Annotated in this window: 17 protein-coding genes and 1 pseudogene; 12 read left to right on the forward strand and 6 right to left on the reverse strand. The window is 69.6% G+C overall.

Features of this window, described 5'->3' with window-relative positions; genetic code table 11:
• The first annotated feature begins 44 nt into the window (after positions 1 to 44).
• From purS to purL, 3 genes are read left to right on the forward strand one after another with little or no spacing between them, the layout of a single operon-like run.
• Entirely contained in the window at positions 45 to 284 is a 240-nt protein-coding gene (purS, locus tag BBK82_RS15895) for a phosphoribosylformylglycinamidine synthase subunit PurS (protein ID WP_030465889.1), read from the forward strand.
• Positions 281 to 952, forward strand: a complete 672-nt coding sequence (purQ, locus tag BBK82_RS15900) for a phosphoribosylformylglycinamidine synthase subunit PurQ (protein WP_065915716.1) — start codon at positions 281 to 283, stop codon at positions 950 to 952. The genes purS and purQ overlap by 4 nt, the downstream gene beginning before the upstream one ends.
• Positions 949 to 3,225 carry a phosphoribosylformylglycinamidine synthase subunit PurL gene (gene purL / locus BBK82_RS15905; RefSeq protein ID WP_065915717.1) on the forward strand — a complete coding sequence of 759 codons (2,277 nt, stop codon included), beginning with the start codon at positions 949 to 951 and terminating at the stop codon, positions 3,223 to 3,225. Before purQ ends, purL begins: the two co-directional genes overlap by 4 nt.
• Before the next feature lie 92 nt (positions 3,226 to 3,317).
• Here purL and BBK82_RS15910 read toward each other — a convergent pair whose 3' ends face one another.
• Both BBK82_RS15910 and BBK82_RS15915 read right to left on the reverse strand, forming a co-directional pair.
• Positions 3,318 to 4,106, reverse strand: coding sequence for a lysozyme (locus BBK82_RS15910; RefSeq protein ID WP_065915718.1), 789 nt, complete (start codon positions 4,104 to 4,106; stop codon positions 3,318 to 3,320).
• A gap of 41 nt (positions 4,107 to 4,147) precedes the next feature.
• Positions 4,148 to 4,987 carry an aldo/keto reductase gene (locus BBK82_RS15915; protein ID WP_065915719.1) on the reverse strand — a complete coding sequence of 280 codons (840 nt, stop codon included), beginning with the start codon at positions 4,985 to 4,987 and terminating at the stop codon, positions 4,148 to 4,150.
• Positions 4,988 to 5,065: 78 nt separating this feature from the next.
• Between BBK82_RS15915 and BBK82_RS47535 the strand changes: the two genes are divergently transcribed.
• Complete coding sequence (locus BBK82_RS47535; protein ID WP_071812612.1) at positions 5,066 to 5,959, forward strand: LysR family transcriptional regulator; 894 nt, start codon at positions 5,066 to 5,068, stop codon at positions 5,957 to 5,959.
• Positions 5,960 to 6,127: 168 nt separating this feature from the next.
• Here BBK82_RS47535 and BBK82_RS54100 read toward each other — a convergent pair.
• Together BBK82_RS54100 and BBK82_RS15930 are read right to left on the reverse strand one after the other, a co-directional pair.
• Positions 6,128 to 6,556 (reverse strand): annotated as a pseudogene (locus tag BBK82_RS54100) (hypothetical protein); the annotation flags it as partial.
• 283 nt (positions 6,557 to 6,839) lie between these two features.
• On the reverse strand, positions 6,840 to 7,769 hold the full coding sequence (locus BBK82_RS15930) for a pentapeptide repeat-containing protein (protein WP_154697342.1): 930 nt from the start codon (positions 7,767 to 7,769) through the stop codon (positions 6,840 to 6,842).
• Positions 7,770 to 7,860: 91 nt separating this feature from the next.
• Between BBK82_RS15930 and BBK82_RS15935 the strand changes: the two genes are divergently transcribed.
• From BBK82_RS15935 to BBK82_RS15945, 3 genes are read left to right on the forward strand one after another with little or no spacing between them, the layout of a single operon-like run.
• Positions 7,861 to 8,673, forward strand: coding sequence for an SAM-dependent methyltransferase (locus tag BBK82_RS15935; protein WP_065921104.1), 813 nt, complete (start codon positions 7,861 to 7,863; stop codon positions 8,671 to 8,673).
• Positions 8,674 to 8,733: 60 nt separating this feature from the next.
• Positions 8,734 to 10,899 (forward strand): putative bifunctional diguanylate cyclase/phosphodiesterase, encoded by a 2,166-nt coding sequence (locus BBK82_RS15940; RefSeq protein ID WP_179953780.1) that lies wholly within the window; start codon positions 8,734 to 8,736, stop codon positions 10,897 to 10,899.
• Between the two features lie 20 nt (positions 10,900 to 10,919).
• On the forward strand, positions 10,920 to 12,713 hold the full coding sequence (locus BBK82_RS15945) for a glycoside hydrolase family 15 protein (protein ID WP_065915722.1): 1,794 nt from the start codon (positions 10,920 to 10,922) through the stop codon (positions 12,711 to 12,713).
• On the opposite strand, the gene BBK82_RS15950 is transcribed toward BBK82_RS15945, so the two are convergent.
• On the reverse strand, positions 12,706 to 15,348 hold the full coding sequence (locus BBK82_RS15950) for a glycosyl hydrolase 2 galactose-binding domain-containing protein (RefSeq protein ID WP_071812613.1): 2,643 nt from the start codon (positions 15,346 to 15,348) through the stop codon (positions 12,706 to 12,708). The two genes, BBK82_RS15945 and BBK82_RS15950, sit on opposite strands and share 8 nt — an antisense overlap.
• Positions 15,349 to 15,498: 150 nt before the next feature.
• Here BBK82_RS15950 and BBK82_RS15955 point away from each other — a divergent pair, with 150 nt between their 5' ends.
• The 5 genes from BBK82_RS15955 (at position 15,499) to BBK82_RS15975 (ending at position 20,343) form a co-directional block, all read left to right on the forward strand.
• Complete coding sequence (locus tag BBK82_RS15955; protein ID WP_170067923.1) at positions 15,499 to 16,056, forward strand: DUF3558 domain-containing protein; 558 nt, start codon at positions 15,499 to 15,501, stop codon at positions 16,054 to 16,056.
• 116 nt (positions 16,057 to 16,172) lie between these two features.
• Positions 16,173 to 16,535, forward strand: coding sequence for a hypothetical protein (locus tag BBK82_RS15960; RefSeq protein WP_065915724.1), 363 nt, complete (start codon positions 16,173 to 16,175; stop codon positions 16,533 to 16,535).
• 17 nt (positions 16,536 to 16,552) lie between these two features.
• Positions 16,553 to 17,836, forward strand: a complete 1,284-nt coding sequence (locus BBK82_RS15965) for a PPE domain-containing protein (protein ID WP_065915725.1) — start codon at positions 16,553 to 16,555, stop codon at positions 17,834 to 17,836.
• Positions 17,833 to 18,639, forward strand: a complete 807-nt coding sequence (locus BBK82_RS15970) for an ESX secretion-associated protein EspG (protein WP_065915726.1) — start codon at positions 17,833 to 17,835, stop codon at positions 18,637 to 18,639. The genes BBK82_RS15965 and BBK82_RS15970 overlap by 4 nt, the downstream gene beginning before the upstream one ends.
• Positions 18,640 to 18,696: 57 nt before the next feature.
• The gene (locus BBK82_RS15975; RefSeq protein ID WP_154697343.1) at positions 18,697 to 20,343 is read left to right on the forward strand and encodes a glycosyl hydrolase family 28-related protein; all 1,647 of its coding nucleotides are present in this window, start codon (positions 18,697 to 18,699) and stop codon (positions 20,341 to 20,343) included.
• On the opposite strand, the gene BBK82_RS15980 is transcribed toward BBK82_RS15975, so the two are convergent.
• Positions 20,344 to 21,897: a type VII secretion protein EccC gene (locus BBK82_RS15980; protein WP_065915728.1), complete on the reverse strand. Its 1,554-nt coding sequence runs from the start codon at positions 21,895 to 21,897 to the stop codon at positions 20,344 to 20,346.
• Positions 21,898 to 21,925: the final 28 nt, after the last annotated feature.

Raw genomic sequence — 21,925 nt, forward strand, 5'->3', positions numbered from 1 at the left:
CTCCGGGTACCGCCAGCCCCCTCGAATCCCGGGAGCAGTCTGTCGTGGCCCGAGTCGTCGTCGACGTCATGCCGAAGCCCGAAATTCTCGACCCGCAAGGCCAGGCGGTGGCGAACGCGCTGCCCCGCCTCGGCTTTGACGGCATCACCGCTGTCCGCCAGGGCAAGCACTTCGAGCTGGAGGTCGCCGACGACGTCGACGACGCCACGCTCGCCAAGATCGCTGAGACCTTCCTCGCCAACCCCGTGATCGAGGACTGGACCGTGCGCAGGGTCGAGGCATGAGGGTCGGTGTCATCACCTTCCCCGGCACGCTCGACGACGTCGACGCGCAGCGGGCCGTCAGGTACGCGGACGGGGAGGCCGTGCCGCTCTGGCACGGTGACCACGACCTGAAGGGCGTTGACGCGGTCATCGTTCCCGGTGGGTTCTCCTACGGCGACTACCTGCGGTGCGGCGCCATCGCGCGGTTCGCGCCGGTGATGCAGGAGGTGGTCGAGGCCGCGAACAAGGGGATGCCCGTGCTGGGCATCTGCAACGGCTTCCAGATCCTCGCCGAGGCCCACCTGCTGCCCGGTGCGCTCGTCCGCAACCACAAGCTGCACTTCGTGTGCCGCGACCAGTGGCTGAAGGTCGAGAACAACAGCACCGCGTGGACCACCCGCTACGACCTGGGCGCCGAGATCCTCGTGCCGCTCAAGTCCGGCGAGGGCGGCTACCAGGCCGACGCCGGCACCCTGGAAGAGCTCGAAGGCGAAGGCCGGGTCGTCTTCCGGTACGTCGGCGAGAACCCCAACGGCAGCCGCAACAACATCGCGGGCATCACGAACGCCAGGGGCAACGTCGTCGGTCTCATGCCGCACCCGGAGCACGCGATCGACGCGCTCACCGGCCCGACGGACGACGGACTGGGGATGTTCCTGTCCCTGCTCGACTCGGTGGTGAAGGCATGACGTCCAAGATCAGCAACGTCGACACCGTCAAGAACGCCGAGAGCACGCCCGACCAGGAGCAGCCCTACAAGGAGCTGGGCCTGAAGGACGACGAGTACGCGCGCATCAAGGAGATCCTCGGCCGCCGCCCCACGGACGCCGAGCTCGCGATGTACTCGGTCATGTGGAGCGAGCACTGCTCCTACAAGTCGTCCAAGGTGCACCTGAAGTACTTCGGTGAGACCACCACCGACGAGATGAAGTCGAAGATGCTCGCGGGCATCGGCGAGAACGCCGGCGTCGTCGACATCGGTGACGGCTGGGCGGTCACGTTCAAGGCCGAGAGCCACAACCACCCGTCCTACGTCGAGCCCTACCAGGGTGCGGCGACCGGCGTCGGCGGCATCGTGCGCGACATCCTCGCGATGGGTGCGCGGCCGCTCGCGGTCATGGACCCGCTGCGCTTCGGCAAGCCGGACGCGCCCGACACCAAGCGCGTGCTGCCCGGCATCGTCGCGGGTGTGGGTGGCTACGGGAACTGCCTCGGCCTGCCGAACATCGGCGGCGAGGTCGTGTTCGACGAGACCTACCAGGGCAACCCGCTGGTCAACGCGCTGTGCGTCGGTGCGATGAAGGTCGAGGACCTGCACCTCGCGCACGCGTCCGGTGCCGGCAACAAGGTCATCCTCTACGGCGCGCGCACCGGCCTCGACGGCATCGGTGGCGTGTCCGTGCTGGCGAGCGAGACGTTCGACGACAGCGCCGGCAAGCGCAAGAAGCTGCCGAGCGTGCAGGTCGGCGACCCGTTCACCGAGAAGGTGCTGATCGAGTGCTCGCTGGAGCTCTTCGAGAAGGGCATCGTCGTCGGCATCCAGGACCTCGGCGGCGCGGGCCTGTCCTGCGCCACGAGCGAGCTGGCGTCCGCGGGTGACGGTGGCATGCACGTGTGGCTCGACCGCGTTCCGCTGCGGGCCACGGGCATGACGCCGGCGGAGATCCTGTCGAGCGAGTCCCAGGAACGCATGTGCGCGGTGGTCGAGCCGGCCAACGTCGAGGCGTTCATGGAGGTCTGCCGCAAGTGGGACGTCATCGCCACCGAGATCGGTGAGGTGACCGACGGCGACCGCCTGGTGATCACGTTCCACGACGAGGTCGTCGTGGACGTGCCGCCGCGGACCGTCGCCCACGAGGGCCCGGTGTACAACCGGCCGATCCAGCGCCCCGCCGACCAGGACGAGCTGCAGGCGAACACGCCGGACGCCCTGGCGAAGCCGGCGGAGGACGAGCTGCTGGAGCTGATCAAGTCCCAGGCGGCCAGCCCCAACCTGGCCTCCAAGCGGTGGGTCACCCAGCAGTACGACCGGTACGTGCGCGGTGGCACGGTCCTGGCGCAGCCCAGCGACGGCGGCATGATCCGCATCGGCGAGGACACGCACCGCGGTGTGGCGCTCTCGACGGACTGCAACGGCCGCTATACCAAGCTCGACCCGTACGCGGGTGCGCAGCTGGCGCTGGCCGAGGCCTACCGCAACGTGGCCGCCACCGGTGCCACGCCGGTCGCCGTCACCAACTGCCTCAACTTCGGCTCGCCGGAGGACCCCGGCGTCATGTGGCAGTTCGAGCAGGCCGTGAAGGGCCTCGCGGACGGCTGCGTCGAGCTGGGCATCCCGGTGACCGGCGGCAACGTCAGCTTCTACAACCAGACCGGTTCCACGGCGATCCTGCCGACGCCGGTCGTGGGCGTGCTCGGCGTGATCGACGACGTGCGGCGCCGCATCCCCACCGGGATCGGGGCCGAGGCCGGCGAGACGCTGCTGCTGCTCGGTGAGACGCGCGCCGAGTTCGGCGGGTCGGAGTGGGCGCACGTCGTCCACGGCCACCTCGGCGGTCTGCCGCCGAAGGTCGATCTGCAGCGCGAGAAGCTGCTCGGCGAGGTCCTGGTCGCGGGCTCCCGCGACGGCATGGTCTCCGCCGCGCACGACCTGTCCGAGGGCGGTCTGGCCCAGGCGCTGGTCGAGACGTGCCTGATCGGTGAGACGGGTGCACGGGTCTTCCTGGAGGGCGACCTGTTCACCGAGCTGTTCAGCGAGTCGGCCGGCCGTGTGCTCGTGGCCGTTCCCCGCACCGAGGAGCAGCGCTTCACCGACATGTGCACCGCGCGCGCGTTGCCGTGGCGCAAGGTCGGCGTCGTGGACCCCGAGTCCAACGCCCTGGAGATCCAGACCCTCGGCTCGCTCCCGCTCGACGAGCTCCGCGAGGCCTGGGAAGCCACCCTCCCGGCCCTCTTCGACTGACGCTTCATGTCACGCGGGAGCCCCGCGTTCCCTTTCGGTCACGCGGGGCCCCCGCGTGACCTTCAGGGGAACGTGGGGCCCCCGCGTGACGGTCAGCTGGCGGCGAGGCGTTGGAGTTGGTCGTACTTGCCGTTGAAGAGGTTCTGGTCGCCGGGGAAGAAGCCGGCGGCCTGCCACTGCCAGATGGTGTGGAAGGCGAAACCGGCGGGCAGCGGACCGAGCTTGTCGGCGTAGTGCGCGATCCACAACGGGTGGTGCTCGCCGAAGTTGTACGAGCCGCCGACGCACTTGTTCCACCAGTTCGTGGACGTGTAGATGGCCGGATAGCGTTTCGTGCGCGCGTGGACCGTGGTGCTGAACGCCCGCACCCACGCGGTCATGGTGGCCTGTGACATGCCGTAACAGGTGTCGCCGTACGGGTTGTACTCCATGTCCAGCGCGGGCGGCAGGGTCCTGCCGTCCGGTGCCCAGCCGCCGCCGTTGTCGACGAAGTAGTTCGCCTGGGCGGCGCCGTCGGAGCGGTCCGGCAGCGCGAAGTGGTAGGCGCCGCGGATCATGCCGACGTGGAACGAGCCGTGGTACTGCTGGCCGAACTTCGGGTTCGTGTAGCCGGTGCCCTCGGTCGCCTTGACATAGGCGAACCGAGCTCCTTTGGCCCACGAATCGGGCCAGTCGACGTCGCCCTGGTGGCTGCTGACGTCCATGCCGGGCACCTTGCCGTCTGTCGGTGGTGCCGCGGCTGTTCGGGTTCCCGCCCCCTCGTGCTTGAGGATCTGAGAACCCGCGAAGTGGTCCGCGGAGCCCTCTGGCAAGGGCGCCGCGGACGCGGGGGCCGGCGTGATGCCGGCGACGATCGCCACGATGCTGATCAAGGTCCGCATAGAACGATCGTGCGGCCATTCGGCCTAGTCGGCCACCGGCTTCACCCGTCCAGGCGGGTTAGCTCCTCCGCGGTCAACTCCAGGTGGGTGGCCGCTGCCGAATCCGTGATGCTCGCGGGCCGGGAAGCGCCCGGAATGGGGATGACGACCTCGGACTTGGCGAGCATCCACGCCAGGCACACCTGGTGCGGGCTCACGCCGTGCGCGTCCCCGACCTCCTTGAACGGGCCGCTCAGGTCGCCCGCCTTGCCGATGCCGCCGAACGGGCTCCACGGCAGGAACGCGATGCCGAGCTTGTCGCACAGCTCGAGCTCCGGCTCACTCGACCGGAACGACGGCGAGAACTGGTTCTGCACCGCTGCCAGCCGGCCGCCGAGGATCTCGTTGGCCTGCACGATCTCGTCCGGGTTGAAGTTCGACACGCCCGCGTAGCGGATCTTGCCGTTGTCCAGCAGCTCCTTCAGCGCACCGACCGACTCGGCGATCGGCGTCTTCGGGTCCGGCCGGTGGAACTGGTACAGGAAGATCTGCTCGACGCCGAGCCGACGCAGCGACCCGTCCACCGCCTTGCGCAGATATTCGGGGCGTCCGTCGAGCGCCCAGCCGCCACCCGCGACGCGCGTGTGGCCGCCCTTGGTCGCGACGAACACCTCCTCGGAACGGCCGCGCAACCCCTCGGCGATCAGCTCCTCGTTGTGGCCGAAGTCGCTGTCGTCGAGCGAGTAGGCGTCGGCGGTGTCGATGAACGTCACGCCCGCGTCGAGCGCGGCGTGAATGGTCTCGATGGCCTGCGCGCGGTCCGGGCGACCCTGGACCGAGATGGGCATGCCGCCCAGTCCGATCGCGCTGACCTCGACTTCTCCGATTCGACGCTTCTGCATGACCTCTACTCTGCTCCACCTGGATTAAGCTGTCCAACGCAGAGAAGTGATCTCATTGAGCACCGCAGGTGATGAATCGTGGAACTCCGGCAGCTCCAGTACTTCCTCGCGGTCGCCGAGGAGTGCCACTTCACCCGCGCCGCCCAGCGGATGCACGTCGCCCAGTCCGGCCTCTCCGCGTCGATCCGCGCGCTGGAGGTCGAGCTCGGCGCGCCGCTGTTCCTGCGCACCACCCGCCAGGTCGAGCTGACCCAGGCCGGGCGGGCCCTCCTGCCGGAGGCCCGGCGCGCGCTGGGCAGCGTCGAGTCCGCGCGTGACGCCGTGGCCGCCGTGCAGGGCCTGCTCAGGGGCACGTTGTCGGTCGGCAGCCTGCAGTGCCTGCACGTGGTGCACCTGCCGGCCGTGCTGGCGCGGTTCCACGAGCTGCACCCCGGTGTCGAGATCCGGATGCGCCAGTCCGGCAACGCCGAGCTGGTCGAGGAGGTCCGCGCGGGCCGGCTCGACCTCGCGTTCGTGACGCGCCAGCCCAGGATGGCCGACGACCTGCGGGTGTCCACCTTGGCCAGTGAGCCGCTGGTGCTCGCGTGTGCGCCGGAAAGTCCGTTCGCCGGCCGGGAAAGCGTCGAGCTGGCGGAGCTGCGGGGTCAGCCGTTCGTCGACTTCAACGCCGACTGGGGCACGCGCGACGAGGTCGACCGCACGCTCACCGCGGCCGGCGTCGAGCGGCACGTCGCCGTCGAGGTCAACGACGTGCACTCACTTCTTGACTTCGTCGGGTTCGGTCTCGGGGTCGCGCTCGTCCCGCAGTCCTTCGCCGTCAAGCCCACCAGGGCGCACTTCGTCGGGCTGCGCGGGGACGTGCCCGTTGCCGAGACCGTGGTCGTCACCAGCCACACGGTCAGCGCCGCCGCGAGCGTCCTGCTCGACGTGGTCGGGCAGGCGAAGTCCGGCCGCCTCCGTGCTGCCGGTTAGCGCCCAGCCGGGTGCGGGCGCGCGGAAGGCGGTGCCGGGCCGCACCTTCAGCTCACCGGTGTGCACCGCGGGCGGCTGGGGTGCCGGGTGCAGGAACGTGCCCACCTCGGCGCCGTCGAACTCGACCTCACCGAGGAACCTCGCCTCCTGGAACGAGATCCCGCCCTCGAAGTCGCCGTTCTTCAGCTCCAGCCTGCCGTAGAACGTGGCGCCGGAGAACAACGACGGCTTGCGCACGTGGACGTTGCGCAGGTTCGTGATGCCGTAGAACTGCGCGCGCCTGGCGGTGATCCGGTTGACGTGCCTGCCGTCCAGCGAGAAGTACTCCAGGCTCGCGCCGGTCAGGTCGAGGTCGTAGTGCCCGTCGATGTCCTCGCCCCAGGCCAGCGTGTCCTTGATCAGTCGCTGGGCGGTGAGGCGCACCTGGTGCTCGAGCTGGACGTCCGCCGGCACGTCCAGGAACACCTGAGCGGGATCGCTCGGCTTCTTCTGGTAGGCGGGGTGCTCGAACGGCCGCCGCAGGTAGGCGCACAGCACGTCGAGCACGGTCTGCTTGTAGCGCGGAGTGGAGTTCGCCAGCCACGCCAACGCGTGCATGGCACCCACCCGGACCTGGTCCGCCTCGTTGCCGAGCAGCTCGACCGACCGCGCGAACCGCTCGTCGGCGATCTTCTCGCTCTCCAGGTTGTGCCGCGCCTCCTCGACCTTGCGGCGCCTGTCGTTGAGCCACAACGCGTACAGCGCGACGACCGCACCGCCCGCGACCCCGGCGGTCTTCACGATCTCCACCGCCGGTGCCTTCACGAGCCACAGCGCGACGCCGGTTCCCGCGGTCACCAGCAGTGCCGCGAGCACCGCGGTCAGCCAAGGTGCCTTCACGTCAGTTCCTCCACGCCTGCGGCAGGTCGGGCTCCTGGGCGAACGTACAGCCGTCCGCCTTCACCTCGGTCCACTGCGACCCGGTGAACTTGGTCTCCCCCAGGAACTTCGACTCGGTGAACACCGCCAGCGCGTTCGTCCTGAACCGGCTGAACCACGCCTTGCCGCGGATCTCGGTGTGGTGCATGTACAACCGGCCCTTCACGTCGGCCTCGGTCAGGTACGCGTCACCGTGGATCACCATGTGGTGGAAGGCGTTGGACTCCTTCAGGTGCGCGACCCGCATGATCAGGTCGCCGACGTGCCGGTACGACAGGTCCATGTACTCCAGGTGCGCCTTGGTGAGGTTCAGGTCGTAGCGGACCGGGTTCTCCTCCTCGTAGCGCGGCAGCAGGTCCTCGATCAGCCGCTGGGCGGTCAGCCGGACCTCCAGCTCGATCTCCTCGGCGTCGGCGTCGAACTCGTCGACGTCCTCGGGGTCGTCGAGCCGCTTGAACGGCCTGCGCAGGTACGCGCAGAGGATGTCGAGCACGGTCTGGGTGTAGTCGGGCCGGGACTTCGCGAGGCCGGCCAGCGCGTGCATCGCGCCCACCCGCACCTGCGCCGCCTCGTGGCCCAGCAGCTCCACGGCGCGGGCGAACCGTTCGTCGGCCACCCTGGACCGGTCGTGGTCGATGCGCTGGCTCTCGATCTCCTGCCGCGCCTCCTCGACCTTGCGGCGCCGGTCGTTGAGCCACAGCGCGTAGAGCGCCACGATCGCGCCACCGGCCAGGCCGCCGGTCTTGATCGCCTCGTGCTTGGGCGCGCCGGGGTCGATGAGCAGCAACAGGCCGCCGACCAGGACGAACGCCGCGAGCGAGGCGAGGATCGTGGGCAGCAGCATGTTCTTCGGGTGGCGCTTGCGCCGCTCGGCAAGCCGGAGAAACCTCACGAGGTCGGCATTCTGCCAATGGTGCGGTGTGTAACGCTGGCAGATTGGCCCATGATGTGGATGGGGCGGATCTGAACGCGGAGGTGGCGTGGTGGAGCGGCCGAACTGGGCGCCGGGGGACATCGACCTGGAACGACCGAGTGTCGCGCGCGTGTACGACTACTGGTTGGGCGGCGCGCACAACTTCGCCGCCGACCGCGCGGTCGGGCAGAAGGCGCTCGACTTCATGCCCGAGCTGCGCGAGGTGATCCTCAACCACCGCGCGTTCCTGCGCCGGGTCGTGCGCCACCTGCTCGACCAGGGCGTCCGCCAGTTCCTCGACCTCGGCTCCGGCATCCCGACCGTGGGCAACGTGCACGAGATCGCGCAGTCGGCCGACCCGGACGCGAAGGTCGTCTACGTCGACGTGGACCCGGTCGCGGTCGCGCACAGCCGCTCGCTGCTGAACGGCAACGGGCGGGTGACCGTGCTGCAGGCCGACGTGCGCGACCCGGCGGCCGTGCTCACCTCGCCCGAGGCCACCGGGCTGCTCGACTTCGACGAACCGATCGCGGTGCTGATGATCGCGCTGCTGCACTTCGTGTCCGACGACGAGGACCCGGCGGGCATCATCGGCGGCTACCGCGACCGGCTCGCTCCCGGCAGCTTCCTCGCGATGTCCCACGCCGGGTGGGAGGCGGACGAGGAGACCGGGTCGTACCGGGCCGTGCGCACGATGTACGACCGGAACGTCACTCCGATGACCTACCGGAACAAGGCGGAGATCACTCAGCTGTTCGAGGGGTTCGAGCTGGTCGATCCGGGCGTGGTGCGGCTGCCGGCCTGGCACCCGGAGTCACCGGACGACCTGGACGGGACCGGGGTGCCGCTGCCGGCGTTCGCCGCGCTGGGCCGGAAGGCGTAAAGATGACTGCGCACGGCAACCGCCCGTATGCTGCGCGTTCGTGGCGTTAGGGCCGAAGCGATGACCGAACGGGTTGACCACCGGGTGCGTGACGACCGCTCTCCTTTGGACCCGGCCGTGCTGGCCGGTGCCGAGGCGTTCGCACGCAGCTGGGCCACGGCCGTCATCGGTTCCAGCTACGTCCCCATGACCCGCGCCGAGGTCGCCCAGCACCTGCAGGACCTGACCGAGATGCTCGTCGAGGCGCTCTACGCGAGCCCGTTCCGCACGGCGCCCGGCTACGAGATCGGCTCCCGCCTGGTCGACGCGCACTTCACCGGCACCGACACCCTCGGCCGCACGATCCAGCTGCTCGGCGACGACCTGCTGGCCGAGCTGGGCGTGGCCGGCGACGCGCGGCTGCAGTCGCGGCTGGCGGCGTTGCAGGGCGCCCTGTCGGCGGGGTACGCCCGCGCGCTGCGGGAACGCACGCTCGCCGAGCAGGAGGCCATCAGGGCGGCCGTGCTGGACGCCCGTGACCAGGCGGAGGCGGCGCTGCGGGCCTCGGAGGCCCGGTTCCGCGCCATGTTCACCGAGGCCGCGATCGGCATCGGCATCGCCGCCATCGACGGCCGGATACTGGACGTCAACCAGGCCCTGCAGGACATGCTCGGGTTCAGCGTCGAGGAGATGCGCCAGTACAACGTGCGCGACCTGATGCACCCCGAGGACGCGGGCAGCGTGTGGCGGCTCTACGACCAGCTCATCGCGGGCGAGTGCGACCACTACCGGGCCGAGAAGCGCTTCCACCGCGCCGACGGCGAGCAGGTGTGGACGCACCTGACGCTGTCGCTGGTGCGCGACGACCACGGCGAGCCGCAGTACCAGGTGGCGATGATCGAGGACGTCACCGACCGGCACCTGCTGCAGAACCGGCTGCGCTACCAGGCGTTGCACGACCCGCTGACCGGGCTGCCGAACCGGGCGCTGTTCCTGGAACGCCTCGGGCGCGTGTTCAACAACCGCGGCAAGCACCTGCGGGCCGGTCTCTGCTACCTCGACCTGGACGGCTTCAAGGTCATCAACGACTCGCTCGGCCACGACACGGGCGACCAGCTGCTGGTCGAGGTCGGGCGCAGGCTCGACCACTCGGTGTCCGGCGCGGGCAAGCTGGTCGCGCGCATGGGCGGCGACGAGTTCGTGATCCTGGTCGAGGGCTCGTCCGGTGAGCAGGACATCGTCGACGTGGCCGACCGGGTGCTGACCGAGCTGGAGGCGCCGATCCGGATCGGCGGGCACGAGCTGTCGGTGTCGGCGTCGATCGGCATCGTCGAGCGGCAGCTGTCCGGCACGACGGCCGCCGACCTGATGCGGGACGCGGACATCACGCTGTACTGGGCGAAGGCGGACGGCAAGGCGCGCTGGGCGTTGTACGACCCCGAGCGCAACGCCCGCGAGGTCGCCCGCTTCACGTTGTCCGCCACGATGCCGCGTGCGTTGGAACGCGACGAGTTCTACGTCGAGTACCAGCCGCTGGTGCGGCTGGAGGACTCCACGGTCGTCGGCGTCGAGGCGCTGGTGCGCTGGCAGCACCCGGAGTTCGGGCGGCTAGCGCCGGACCGGTTCATCGAGCTGGCCGAGGAGACCGGCCTCATCGTCCCGTTGGGACGGTGGGTGCTGCGCAAGGCCTGCGAGGAGGCCAGGCGCTGGCTGGTGGAGTTCGGTGACGCGGCGCCGTTCGTGTCGGTGAACCTCGCCGTGCGCCAGTCGCGCGACCCGGAGCTGGTGCGGGACGTGAAGCGCATCCTCGACGAGTGCGCGCTGCCGCCGCACCACCTGCAGCTGGAGCTCACCGAGTCGGCGATCATGGGCACCGCCGACGAGCCGCTGGAGGCGTTGCGGGCGTTGTGCGACATGGGTGTGCGCATCGCGATCGACGACTTCGGCACCGGCTACTCGAACCTCGCCTACCTCAAGCACCTGCCGGTGCACGAGCTGAAGATCGCCGGCTCGTTCATGGAGGGGCTGCGGGCGGAGAACGAGGAAGACCCGGTCGACGCGCAGATCGTGGCGACGCTGGTCCAGTTGGCCCACGCGCTGTCGTTGGGCGTCACCGCCGAGGGTGTCGAAACGCCTGCTCAGGCCGCCCGGTTGCTGCGGCTGGGCTGTGACACCGGGCAGGGCTGGTTCTTCGCGCGACCCGGTCCGCCCGAGGACATCGACAGCCTGTTGCGTGGTGATCTTTAGGACTGGGCACTCGAAGTGCCATGAGGATTCTGGCGCTCGTCGTGCTCCTGCTCGTCGCGGTGACTCCGGTCGTCCACGCCGCTGAGGTCGTGCCACTCCCCGCGGACAAACAGGGGTTCGGCACGGCCAGAGGGGGCAGCCCGGTCTGGTTCACGCTCGGCCACCAGGGGCTGTCCGAGATCTTCCACCCCGACCTGAGCACACCGGCGACCCGCGAGACCCGGCTACTGGTGAACGGCAAGCCGGGGCAGGCGCGGACCGAACCCGCCGACGACCGGTCGCTGACGTTCCGGCAACGGTTACGCGGTGACGGCTGGCACGCCGTGCTCACCTACGTCACCGATCCGCAGCGCGCGGCCGTGCTGGCGAACGTCGAGTTCTGGGCCCAGCGGCCGATGAAGCTGACGATCGACCACGTGCCGATGAAGGGCACGAGCACCGTGGAGAGCACGCTGCCCACCGAACCCGTGCGGCACGCGCGTGGCACGTTCGCCGTCGAGTTCGGTGACGGTGTCGCACGCGCGGCGCTGGGTCGCGACTTCCGTGCGGTGGCGAGGGAGTACGCGCGGGGCTGGCACGCGTACCTGGACGGGCTGAAGCGGCCGCGCTCGGCGGACCGGCGGCTCTACGACATGTCGGTGATGGTGCTGGCGGCGACCGAGGACAAGACCAACCCCGGTGCGTCGATCGCGTCGCCGAGCTTCCCGTGGGCGTTCGGGTTCGACCGGGAGCTGGCGCCGGAGCTCGGGCCGTACGCACTCGTGTGGCCGCGCGACCTCTACCACGTGTCCACGGCCATGATCGCCGCCGGCGACCGCGGGTTCGCCGAGCGGTCGCTGGACTTCATGCTGCGCGTGCAGCAACAGCCGGACGGGCACCTGCCGCAGAACACGCGGGTCGACGGCACCCCGGTGTGGCTGAAGGTCCAGCTCGACCAGACCGCGGCACCGCTGTTGCTGGCCTGGCACCTCGACCGGCGTGACCAGTCCACTGTGGACTCGCTGCGGCGCTCGGCGGACTACCTGCTGAGCTACCCGAACTCGCCGTTCAGCGAGCAGGAGCGGTGGGAGAACCAGAGCGGCTACTCGCCGGCCACGATCGCGTCCGTGGTCGCGGGCCTGGTGTGCTTCGCGGACCTGTTGCAGCGCAACGGGGAGAACGCCGACCGGTACCTCGCCGCCGCGGACGCGTGGCAGCGGCAGGTCGAGGGCTGGACGGCGACGAACACCGGCCCGTACGCGCCCAAGCCGTACTACCTGCGGGTCACCAAGGACGGGAAGCCGGACCAGGGCACGAAGTACAACCTCGGCGACAACAACCCGACCGACATCGACCAGCGGGCCGTGGTCGACCCGAGCTTCCTGGAACTGGTGCGGCTGGGCGTGAAGCGCGCGGACGACCCGGTCATCCGCAACACCGTGGCCGTGGTCGACGCCCAGCTGAAGGAACAGGGCTACTGGCACCGGTTCACGCAGGACGGCTACGGCGAGACGGCCGACGGCAGGCCTTGGGGCATCAACTGGCCGGAGCCGACGCGCACGTACGGCCGGTTGTGGCCGTTGCTGAGCGGCGAACGCGGTGAGTACGAGCTGCTGGCCGGTGACAAGGCGAGTGCCGCCCAGCGGTTGCGGGAGATCGCGGCGACCGCGAACAGCGGGCTCATGCTGCCCGAACAGGTCTGGAACGGCCGGGGCACGCAGTCGGCGACCCCGCTGGCCTGGACGCACGCGCAGTACGTGCGGCTGGCGTGGTCGCTCGACCGGGGCGAACCGGTCGAGCGACCTGCCGTGGTGGTGAAGCGGTACCTCAGCTGACCGACTTCTTCGCCACGTTGTGGCCGGAGATCTCCACGACGGGCTGGGCGGACCCGAGCGCCGAGGACCGGTACTCGGCCTTGAGCGTCAGGGTCTCGCCCGGCCACAACGTCACGTAGTTGTCGCTCCACTGCGTCGGCAGCACCTCGGGACCACCGGCTCCCTTGCGCAACGACGCCCGCACGAAGAACGCCACCGTGTTGCCGGTGTTCTTCACCGTCACCGTGGTGGCCTGCCTGTCGTCACCGATCGGCGCGGTCGACACGGTCGAGGTGACCGTGCCCGGCTTCAAGGTGTTGAGGCCCTTCAGGTCCGCGTAGCCGGACTGCGGCGTGTGGTACCAGGTGGAACCGCCGTAGTTCAGCGTGTCGGCCTTGGTGGAGAGCCAGTAGACGTTGCGGTCCACCACCTTGCCGGCCGCGTCCTTGAGCAGCAGGCGCACGAAGTAGGTGGTGGAGAGCCCCGACGGCTGCGGCAGCGTGCCGACCTTGGTCGGACCGTTGGCCGCCGCGGTCACGTTGCGGGTCTCGTCGGCCTTCTGCGTGCCGTCGAGGTTGAACAGCGTGATCTGCAGCTTGTGATTGTTCGCCGGCTGCAGGCTCGTGTTCATGACCGCGAGCGACTTGTCGTCGTAGGAGTACTGCGCGTGCAACGGCCGCAAGCCCGCCTTGGCGCCGAAGTACGACCCCGCGGTGGCGAGGTAGTAGTCGTACAGGTGCCAGTAGAGCGTCGGCCAGGCGTTGTTGAGCATCCAGTAGATGACGCCGGTGGACGGGTTGTTCGCGTCGTTGAAGTTGTCGCCGAACGCCTCGAACTGCGCGCGGTTCGTCTCGTAGTTCGCGAGCTGTGCCTTGCGGACGAGGTCTTCGACGTTCGAGGGCTTGCCGTAGCGGTTGTCGAGCGCGGTGCCCCAGAACGAGAGCTTGTTGAACGTCGTCGACGGCGACAGGTGGTACTGCGTCGCGTTGTAGTCCGCGAGCCTGTTGATCTCAGCGGTGGACAGGAACTTCTTCAGCTCGTCCATCTCCGGGATCGTCGCTCCGGGGCCGATCTCCGAGGCGAACCCCGCCGCGCCGCCCTTCTGCTTGGAGAACCAGTAGACCGGCGGCTCCCACCAGTACGGGCCGTCCATCTTCATGCCGGGGTTGCCCAGCTGCGGTGAGCCGATGTTCTTCGCCGACGAGATGACCGGCAGGTTCCACTCGGCCCGCTTCAGCGCGTCGAGGTAGATCTTCTCCAGACCCGCGCCGGGGGCCGCGTCCGAGCCGATCATGAAACCGATCATGCTGGGGTGGTTGCGGATGCGCTTGGCCTCGCTCTCCGCGGACTCGCCGGCGACCCGGTCGTCCTCGGCGTCGAACGAGTCGTACTTCTCCCACTTCGAGCAGCACTCCCAGCCGGTGAGCAGCATGATGCCCTTGCGGTCCGCCATGTCGTACAGCTCGTCGTTCTCCGGCTTGCCCTCCAGCCGGATGGTGTTCATGCCCATGGTCTTCACCAGGTCGAGCTGGTCCTCGATGTAGCGCAGGTCCGTGCGCAGGAACAGGTCCGACGCCCAGCCACCGCCGCGGACGAGGAACGGCTTGCCGTTGACGGAGAACTGCCGTCCGGTGCCGCGGATGCTGGAGCTGACCTCGCGGACGCCGAAGGTCGTCTTCGCGGTGTCGGAGGCGGTGGTGCCGACGTTCGCGGCGAGCACGGCCTGGTAGAGCGGCTGCGCGCCCATCTGGAACGGCCACCACACCTGCGGGTTCCGCAGGTCCTGGGTGAACGTCATGGTCTTGGTCTGGTCGGCGTCGAGCCGCACCTGCTGCTTGAGGACCTGACCGGCGACGGTGGCGGTGACCTCGGTGGTCACGGCCTGACCGGTGTTGTTGCGCGCGTCGACCTTGGTGGTGATCTTGGCGCTGGTCAGGTCCGGCAACGGCAGGTCGGAGTCGACTCGCAGGTCGCGCAGCGACACGGGACCGCTCGGCTCGAACGTGACGTCGCGGAAGATGCCCTGGTTGCGGTCGGGCGGCAGCTGGGCCCAGTCGATGAAGTGGATCAGCAGGTCGTTCTGCGGGTCGGACGGCGACGCCTTGATCGCCAGCGCGTTGTCGCCCTTGCGCAGCAACGAGGTCACGTCGAACTCGTGCGTCGGGTAGGCGCCGACGACCTCGTCGGTGCCGGCGACCTTGCTGCCGTTGAGCCAGATCTCGCCGCGGGAGATGATGCCGCCCTTGAGCTTCAGGAACGTGTTCACGCCCGGCTGCGGGTCGGCGGTGAAGGTCTTGCGGTACCACCAGCCGACGCTGAAGTCGCCTGCGTCGACCTGCTTCATGTTCTCGGAGTACCGCACGTCGGGGTACCTGTTGCTGGCGACCAGACCGGCCATGACGGTCGACCGCGCCGGCACGGTCAGCCAGCCGGTGTCCGAATAGGCCGGCCCGGAGATCACGTCACCGCCCTGGGTCGCCCTGGCGCTGCTCTGCATGCGCCAGTCGGGGACGGTGGAGGCGGTGCCGGGACGCGCGGCCACGGTCAGCGCCGCTCCCGTGCCCGGCACCGGACCGGCGGTGGCGGAGGTGGGCACCAGCAGTGCCAGCCCCACCGCCGCCACGACCAGTGCCGGTAGTGGTCGGTTGCGCAGCATGTCGCTCCTCGACGCATCGGGGCGGCGGCGCTTCGGGGTATCGTAAAGAAGGTTTCCTTTTCGGTGGGTCACCGGCAATGCGCTTTACGGGTGACTCGGCTCACTTCAATCGCAACACTCCGTGCTCAGCGATCCGATATGTTGACGGTCATGCTTCGAGTGGTGGTCCCGTTCCTGCTGGCAGCGGCCCTGACCGGGTGTGCGACGACCGAACCGGGCACCGCCACCCCGGGAGGGCAGACGCCGACCGGAACTTCCACCTCGAAGAGCGCGCCGGTGAACAGGCCGAAGGCCGTCGACCTCAAGACGCTCGACCCGTGCACGCTGATCACGCCGGAGACGAAGGCGGCGCTCGCGATTCGCACAGTTGAGCCCGGTTCCTCGTTCGCCGAGTACGGCGACGGGTCGAAGGCGTGCGGCGCGAGCTACGAGGACCGCAAGTACGTGTACGGCCTCTACACGATCCTCAGCGGTGGCGTGGACAAGCTGCGGTCCGGCGGCGAGCAGATCACCACGTCGACCGCGGCCGGATACCCGGCCTACCAGTCCAAAGACGACAAGGCCTGCCGCGTTTACGTGGACGCCCACGACGGGCAACTACTGCTGGCGGCCGTGAACCCGTCGATGGGCACCGACTCCACCGTGGACGGTGCCTGTGGACGGGCGAAGTCGCTGGCCGACGGGGTCGCCGCGGTCCTGGCGAAGTGAGTAGAACTACTCCGCTTTTACCGGGAACCGGTCACCCGCGTCATGCATCAGAGCTAAAGTCGTTCCAAATGCACACGCGGCTCCGAACCTGAGGGCCGTACTGAGGAGGGTGTGCCGTGCATCTCGCGGATGGTGGGGGTACTTCGTCGCCTCCGGAGTTCGGTCAACGCAGGCTGAAGGTGGACCCGTCCGCCATTCCCCAGGCGAGGGCCGCGTTCGAGCACGCGCTGGACGAGTTCGAGGCCAAGATCGAGCGCATTTCCAGCCAGCTGCCCACCCGGCCGTGGGCCGGTGATCCGATCAGCAGCGAGACCTCCAAGGCCTTCAACGAGCAGACCTCGGAGAAGGCCCTGACCGCGCTGACGTTCTACAAGAAGCAGCTCCTGGGCGTGATCGACCAGCTCAGGAAGATCGAGGAGCAGTACCGGATGGTCGAGGGCGACAACACCGCCCTCTGGGGAAAGCACCTGCAGGACTGAGAGGAGGGGACTGACCGATGAGTGACCACCGCTTCCAGGGGTACGCGCACCCCGAGCTGTACAACATGATCAACTCTGGACCCGGCGTCTCCGCCTCCATTCCGGTGGAGCAGGGCTGGAAGACCATCGCGGAAACCCTCGCGCAGATCGACGAGAACCTGCACACCGCGCTGTCCAAGATGGGTGCGGACTGGGAGTCCGACGCCGCCGACGCCGCGTCCGCCGCGTTGTCGCCGCTGGCGGAGTGGGCCGGGTTCGCGAACCAGGGCGCCACCACGATGGAGAGCTCGGCGCGCCTGCAGGGCGAGTTCATCGCCGACGCGCGCAAGAAGATGCCGGAGGTCGTCCCGATCACGGCCGAGAAGCCCGGCTTCCTCGACTTCGCGGGTGGCGCGCTGACCGGTCCCGTCGGTCTGGCGCACGTCATCGACCAGCAGCGCGACCACGAGCGCCAGGAGGCCGCGGCGGACAACGCGGCCGCCCAGGCCGTGAAGGTCATGGAGGACTACCAGTCCGACAGCCGGTGGAACTCCTCGACGCTGGGTGAGTTCCCGGAGCCGCCGCAGGTCGTCATCGACACGCCGCCGCCCGGCCAGACGGGCACGCACAACCAGCACGTGGGCTACACCTCGACGAGCGTGAACTCGCCGGCGGGCAACAACACGGGCACGACCACGCCGTCGTGGACCCCGCCGCCGACCTCGACGGGCACGCCGACGCCGACGTGGACGCCGCCCGGCGACAACACGCACACGTCGTGGACGACGCCTTCGACCACGACGACGCCGCCTCCCACGACCCACCTCCCGCCGACGACCCTGCCGACGCCGGAGCCGAAGCCCACGCCGACGCCCGGTCCCGGTCCTGTCTTCACCCGTCCGACGACCACGAGCGTGCCCGGTGGTGGCCGCAGCGGTCCCGGCGGTACCGGTGGCGTTCGCGGTGGTCAGGTCGGTGGTGGCAAGCCGTTCGGTCCGATGTCCGGTTCGCTCGGCGGCCCTGGTCAGGGTGGTGCCGCCGGTCAGCCCGGTGGCATGAAGGCCGGCGGCATGATGCCCGGCACGGGTGCCGGTCCCGACGCGATGCGCGGCGGTGCCATGGGCGCCGGTGCCGGTGTCGCGGGCAAGGGTGGCGCCGCGGGTGCCGGCATGGGCGCCGGTGGCGCTGCCGGTGCCGGTGCCAGGGGCGAGGGCGAGGACGACATCGAGCACAAGGCGGCCGACTACCTGGTCGAGACCGACGACGTGTTCGGTGACGACCGCATGGTCGCGCCCCCGGTCATCGGGGGCCTGTCGGAGTGAGCTTGTTCGGCGGTCCGGCGGAGAGGGAGCCGATCACCCTGTCCGCCGAGGAGTTCGACGTGGTGTGGGAGCGGCTGAACGTCGGTCCCATGCCGCTCGTGCTCAAGGTTCCGTCGCCTGGCAGGACGCGGGAGGAGCGCATCGCGCTCGAGAACCGCGTCCACCAGCAGCTGGACCACCGCCGCCTCGGCAACTCGCGCGGTCTGTCGTCCGAGCTGGACGGCCTGCTGCGGATGTTCGTGAAGCCCGAGCGGGAGGCGGACGGCCGCCTCTGGCTCGGCCACGCCCTGCGAGTCCTCGCCGTCGCGAACGGCGACCACGGCGCGCTGGCCACGTTGCGGGACGACCAGCTGACGTTCCAGCCGTGGGCGGGCTCCGGCCTGGCCTCCGCGGTGCTGTCGGTGCTGCCTCAGCACCCCGCGGGCACCGGGCTGTCGGTCACGCTGCCGAGCGCGGACGTCGAGAAGGCGATCGGCCGGACCGACGGATCACCGAAGTCGCTGGAGGCCTCCTTCCGGGGCATCGGACTGCGGGAGGACGACGCGAAGGCGCTCGTCACGATGTTCACCGGGGTCGTGCGGACCGGGAACTTCGGCGCCGCGGCCCGCGACAAGTACGGCAAGCGCTGCCGGCCGGACCGGGTGATCTCGTTCTTCGACACCGAAGAGGGTCGCTACCTGCAGCAACGTCGTTCCTCGAACGGCCAGCCGCCGTGGAGCACGTTCACGCCGACCGACGGCCGCCGGCTGATGCACCAGGTCGACGAGCTGGTCGCCGAAGCCGTTCGTTCCGCATCGGACTGATGTCTGGTTTGATCTGACCACCGCCGCCGTGGCCAAGACCCCTTGGAGACGGCGAACATGAACATCGACAGACGGCAGTTCCTGCTGGCTACAGGGGCTGCGGTGGTCGGGACGTCAGCGTTGACGGGGACGGCAGCCGCTGCCGAGTCCTCCGCCTCGCTGTGGCAGGAGTTCGTTGCCAACCCGTACGACCACCCGCAGATCCCCAACGTCGCCTACGCCGGCCACCGCACCGGTGAGCGCCCGCCACGCCGTCCCGTGCTGGCCAACGTCCTGTTCTTCGGTGCCCGGCGCGACGGTTCCGCCGACGCCGCACCCGCGATCAACAGGGCGGTCGAGTTCGTCGGCCGTCTCGGTGGTGGCACCGTGCTCGTGCCGCCCGGCCGCTACCGCATCGACGACATCATCCGCATCGGCTACGACAACGTCGTGCTGCGCGGTGCTGGCAGTGCGAGGACGACGTTCTACGCGACCCGGTCGCTGGAGCAGATCGTCGGCATCAACCGCAGCCGCTACGGCTCGGAGAACTCGGCGTGGAGCTGGGCGGGTGGTCTGGTGTGGGTCTGCCACCGCGACCGCTACCGGCCGTTGATCGACGCGATCCAGGCGAAGAAGTGGCCGTTCGAGGGCTGGACGGGCAACGAGCTGGAACAGGGTTCGGTGCTGACCGAGATCACCGGTTCCGCCGCGCGCGGTGCGTTCGTCGTGACCGTCGCGAATGGACGATCGTTGCGCGCGGGTCAGCGGGTTCTGTTGCGGCTGGACGACTCCGAGTACTCGCTGCCCAAGCACATGTGCGGCGACGTCCCCGGCACCACGTCGTACCGGTGGGACGACAAGACGAAGTTGTTGTCCTACTTCCCGTTCCTGTGGCCGGTGCGGGTGGAGTGGGTGCGCGGCAACAGGGTCAAGCTCGCGCAGCCGTTGCCGCTGGAGATCCGGCCGGAGTGGAAGCCGCGGCTCACCACCACGGCACCCGTCATCACCGGTGCGGGCGTCGAGGGCATCAAGATCGAGATGTTCAAGGTGCCGACGCCGAAGCACCTGCAGGACAAGGGGTACAACGGTGTGGCGTTCCAGTGCGCCTGGGACTGCTGGGCCGACGACGTGCACGTCCACGACGTCGACAACGGCTTCCTCATGGTGTCCGCCAAGGGGATCTCACTGCTGAACACGCGGGTCTCCGGCCGCGGCCACCACCACGCCTACGCGACCCGTGAGCAGTCGCACGACAACCTCACCGACGGGTTCGTGATCGAGGCGCCGTCCGAGCCGTCCCAGGCGGGCGCCGGCAACCACGGGCTCAACGTCGAGGGCCTGTCCTGCGGCAACGTCTGGACGCGCGGCCGGATGGACCACGACGTGTTCGACACGCACCGCGGTCTGCCGTTCGGCAACGTGCGCACCGAGATCACCATCAACAACGTCGGCGCGCACGGCGGCAGCGCGGACGCCGGCCCGTTGTACGGGGCCAGGTTCGCGCACTGGAACGTCACCGTCACCAACCAGCGCGCCGGCAACGTCCGGATCGACCAGGTCGCACCGTGCAGCGCGACGGTCGCGATCTCCGAGGTCCGCGACTTCGGCCAGATCGACAAGCCGGACTTCACCGGGCCGTTGAACTCGCGGCTGGAGCTGTACGGCACGACCGACGTGGTGCCGCGCAACCTCTACGACGCGCAGAAACGCTTGCGGCGCCGGTAGCTACGGCAGCGCTATCTGCACGTGCATCTGGTCGGGCACGGACAGGCCGAACCCCGGCCTGTCCGGCACCCGGCCGGCTGCGCGCGCGCTGACCAGCGACGTGTTCGGGTCGTCGAGGCGGAACTCGATGCCGAACGCCAGGCTGTCCTTGATGAACGGCGGCACCTGGTCCCACGACCTGGCCGTCACGACGATGTGGCGGTCCGGGTCGAGGGGTTCGCCGGGACCGTCGAGCAGCTGGAATCCGCTGAGGTCGCCGAGCACGGTCGCGAGGGTGCGCAACGTGGTGCTCTTGCCGGTGCCCGGTCCGCCGACGATCGCCCCGTGCCGCAGCTCGTCGGTGAACGCCGGGACGAGCACGCCACGACGTTGCTCGTACGGCATGTCGAGCACGCCGATCGCGCCCGGCGGCAGCATGTCCAGGGTCGTCTCGTCGCCGGTGGTGTGCAGGGGCGCCAGGACGATCTCGTGCGCGGGCGGGCCGCCCACCAGCGCGTGCGGCAGCGACGCGGCCATCTCGGCGAGGTCGAACGCGGGCGTGGCGTGCGGCCACTCCGGGAGCCGCAACGCCAGCTGCGCCGGGAAGGCGTCGCCGGAGAACAGCACCCGGATGCCGAGGATCCGCCCGGCCCTGACCAGCGGCTCCAGCACGTTCTGGTAGCCGCGCTCGATCAGGATCTCGGCGGTGTCGACGCAGATCAGCAGGTCCGGCAACGGTTCCAGGCCGGCGCCGGCCTCCCGCTTGGCCCGGTAGTCCAGGCTGTTGCGGCACCGGCCGACCCGGTGGACCAGCTCCTGGCGGCGGTTGAGCTCACCGTGCAGGCCCGCGGTGAAGCGGTCGAACCACTCGTCGTCGTCCTGGCCGGTCAGCTCGAACGTCGCGTGGCCCGCGTTCGGCAGCTCGCCGAACACGTCGTTGTCCTGCATGTCGAGGAACGCGATGTTCAGGTCTGCCGGCGAATGCGTGACCATCAGGCCGAGGAGCGCGCTCTGCAACCGTTGGGAGCGCTGCTCAAACGGGCCGAGATACGTGCCGCTGTAGCCGTGTCCCTCCACGCTGATGTCGAGGTACACAGGCCAGCCGTGCTGATCCATGCCCACGGCGGTCTTGAAGTCGCTGCGCTGCCACTTGTCGTGCAGATCGGCGGAAACCCCGTGCAACGCCAGGAAGTCCGTCGGCTCGCCGTGCAGGTGCCTGCGCAACCGCCGGGGCAACGTGTCCCACCCCCGCGCCGTCACCACGGTCTGCACCCCGCGCGCCGGCCCGAAGGCCGCGATCCACTCCACCGCCCGGTCGAGCTCCGGATCCATCTCCGCGCACAACGCCCAGTCGTCGACCAGCAACACCGCCCCCGACGGTGCACCGCGTTCGAACCAGTCCAGCAGACTCCGGCACCCCGCCTGGTCGGCCGGGTCGAAGCTCGCCGACACGGGCAACGGGTCCGCTCCCCGCCCGATCCGGTAGACGGACAGGTTCGGCGCCGCGGCCAGCGCCGCCGCCAGCCGCTCCCTCGTCGCCGGCCGGGGACCCACGACGGCGAAGTTCCTGATCACCGTCCAGATATACCAACAGCTCCAAATC

Origin of the sequence: Lentzea guizhouensis, assembly GCF_001701025.1 — a bacterium.
Classification (GTDB): domain Bacteria; phylum Actinomycetota; class Actinomycetes; order Mycobacteriales; family Pseudonocardiaceae; genus Lentzea; species Lentzea guizhouensis.

Coding starts and splice junctions, on each gene's coding strand:
- purQ (WP_065915716.1), top strand. CDS start 281: ATGAGGGTCGGTGTCATCACCTTCCCCGGCACGCTCGACGACGTCGAC.
- purL (WP_065915717.1), top strand. CDS start 949: ATGACGTCCAAGATCAGCAACGTCGACACCGTCAAGAACGCCGAGAGC.
- BBK82_RS15910 (WP_065915718.1), bottom strand. CDS start 4,106: ATGCGGACCTTGATCAGCATCGTGGCGATCGTCGCCGGCATCACGCCG.
- BBK82_RS15915 (WP_065915719.1), bottom strand. CDS start 4,987: ATGCAGAAGCGTCGAATCGGAGAAGTCGAGGTCAGCGCGATCGGACTG.
- BBK82_RS15940 (WP_179953780.1), top strand. CDS start 8,734: ATGACCGAACGGGTTGACCACCGGGTGCGTGACGACCGCTCTCCTTTG.
- BBK82_RS15945 (WP_065915722.1), top strand. CDS start 10,920: ATGAGGATTCTGGCGCTCGTCGTGCTCCTGCTCGTCGCGGTGACTCCG.
- BBK82_RS15950 (WP_071812613.1), bottom strand. CDS start 15,348: ATGCTGCGCAACCGACCACTACCGGCACTGGTCGTGGCGGCGGTGGGG.
- BBK82_RS15955 (WP_170067923.1), top strand. CDS start 15,499: ATGCTTCGAGTGGTGGTCCCGTTCCTGCTGGCAGCGGCCCTGACCGGG.
- BBK82_RS15965 (WP_065915725.1), top strand. CDS start 16,553: ATGAGTGACCACCGCTTCCAGGGGTACGCGCACCCCGAGCTGTACAAC.
- BBK82_RS15975 (WP_154697343.1), top strand. CDS start 18,697: ATGAACATCGACAGACGGCAGTTCCTGCTGGCTACAGGGGCTGCGGTG.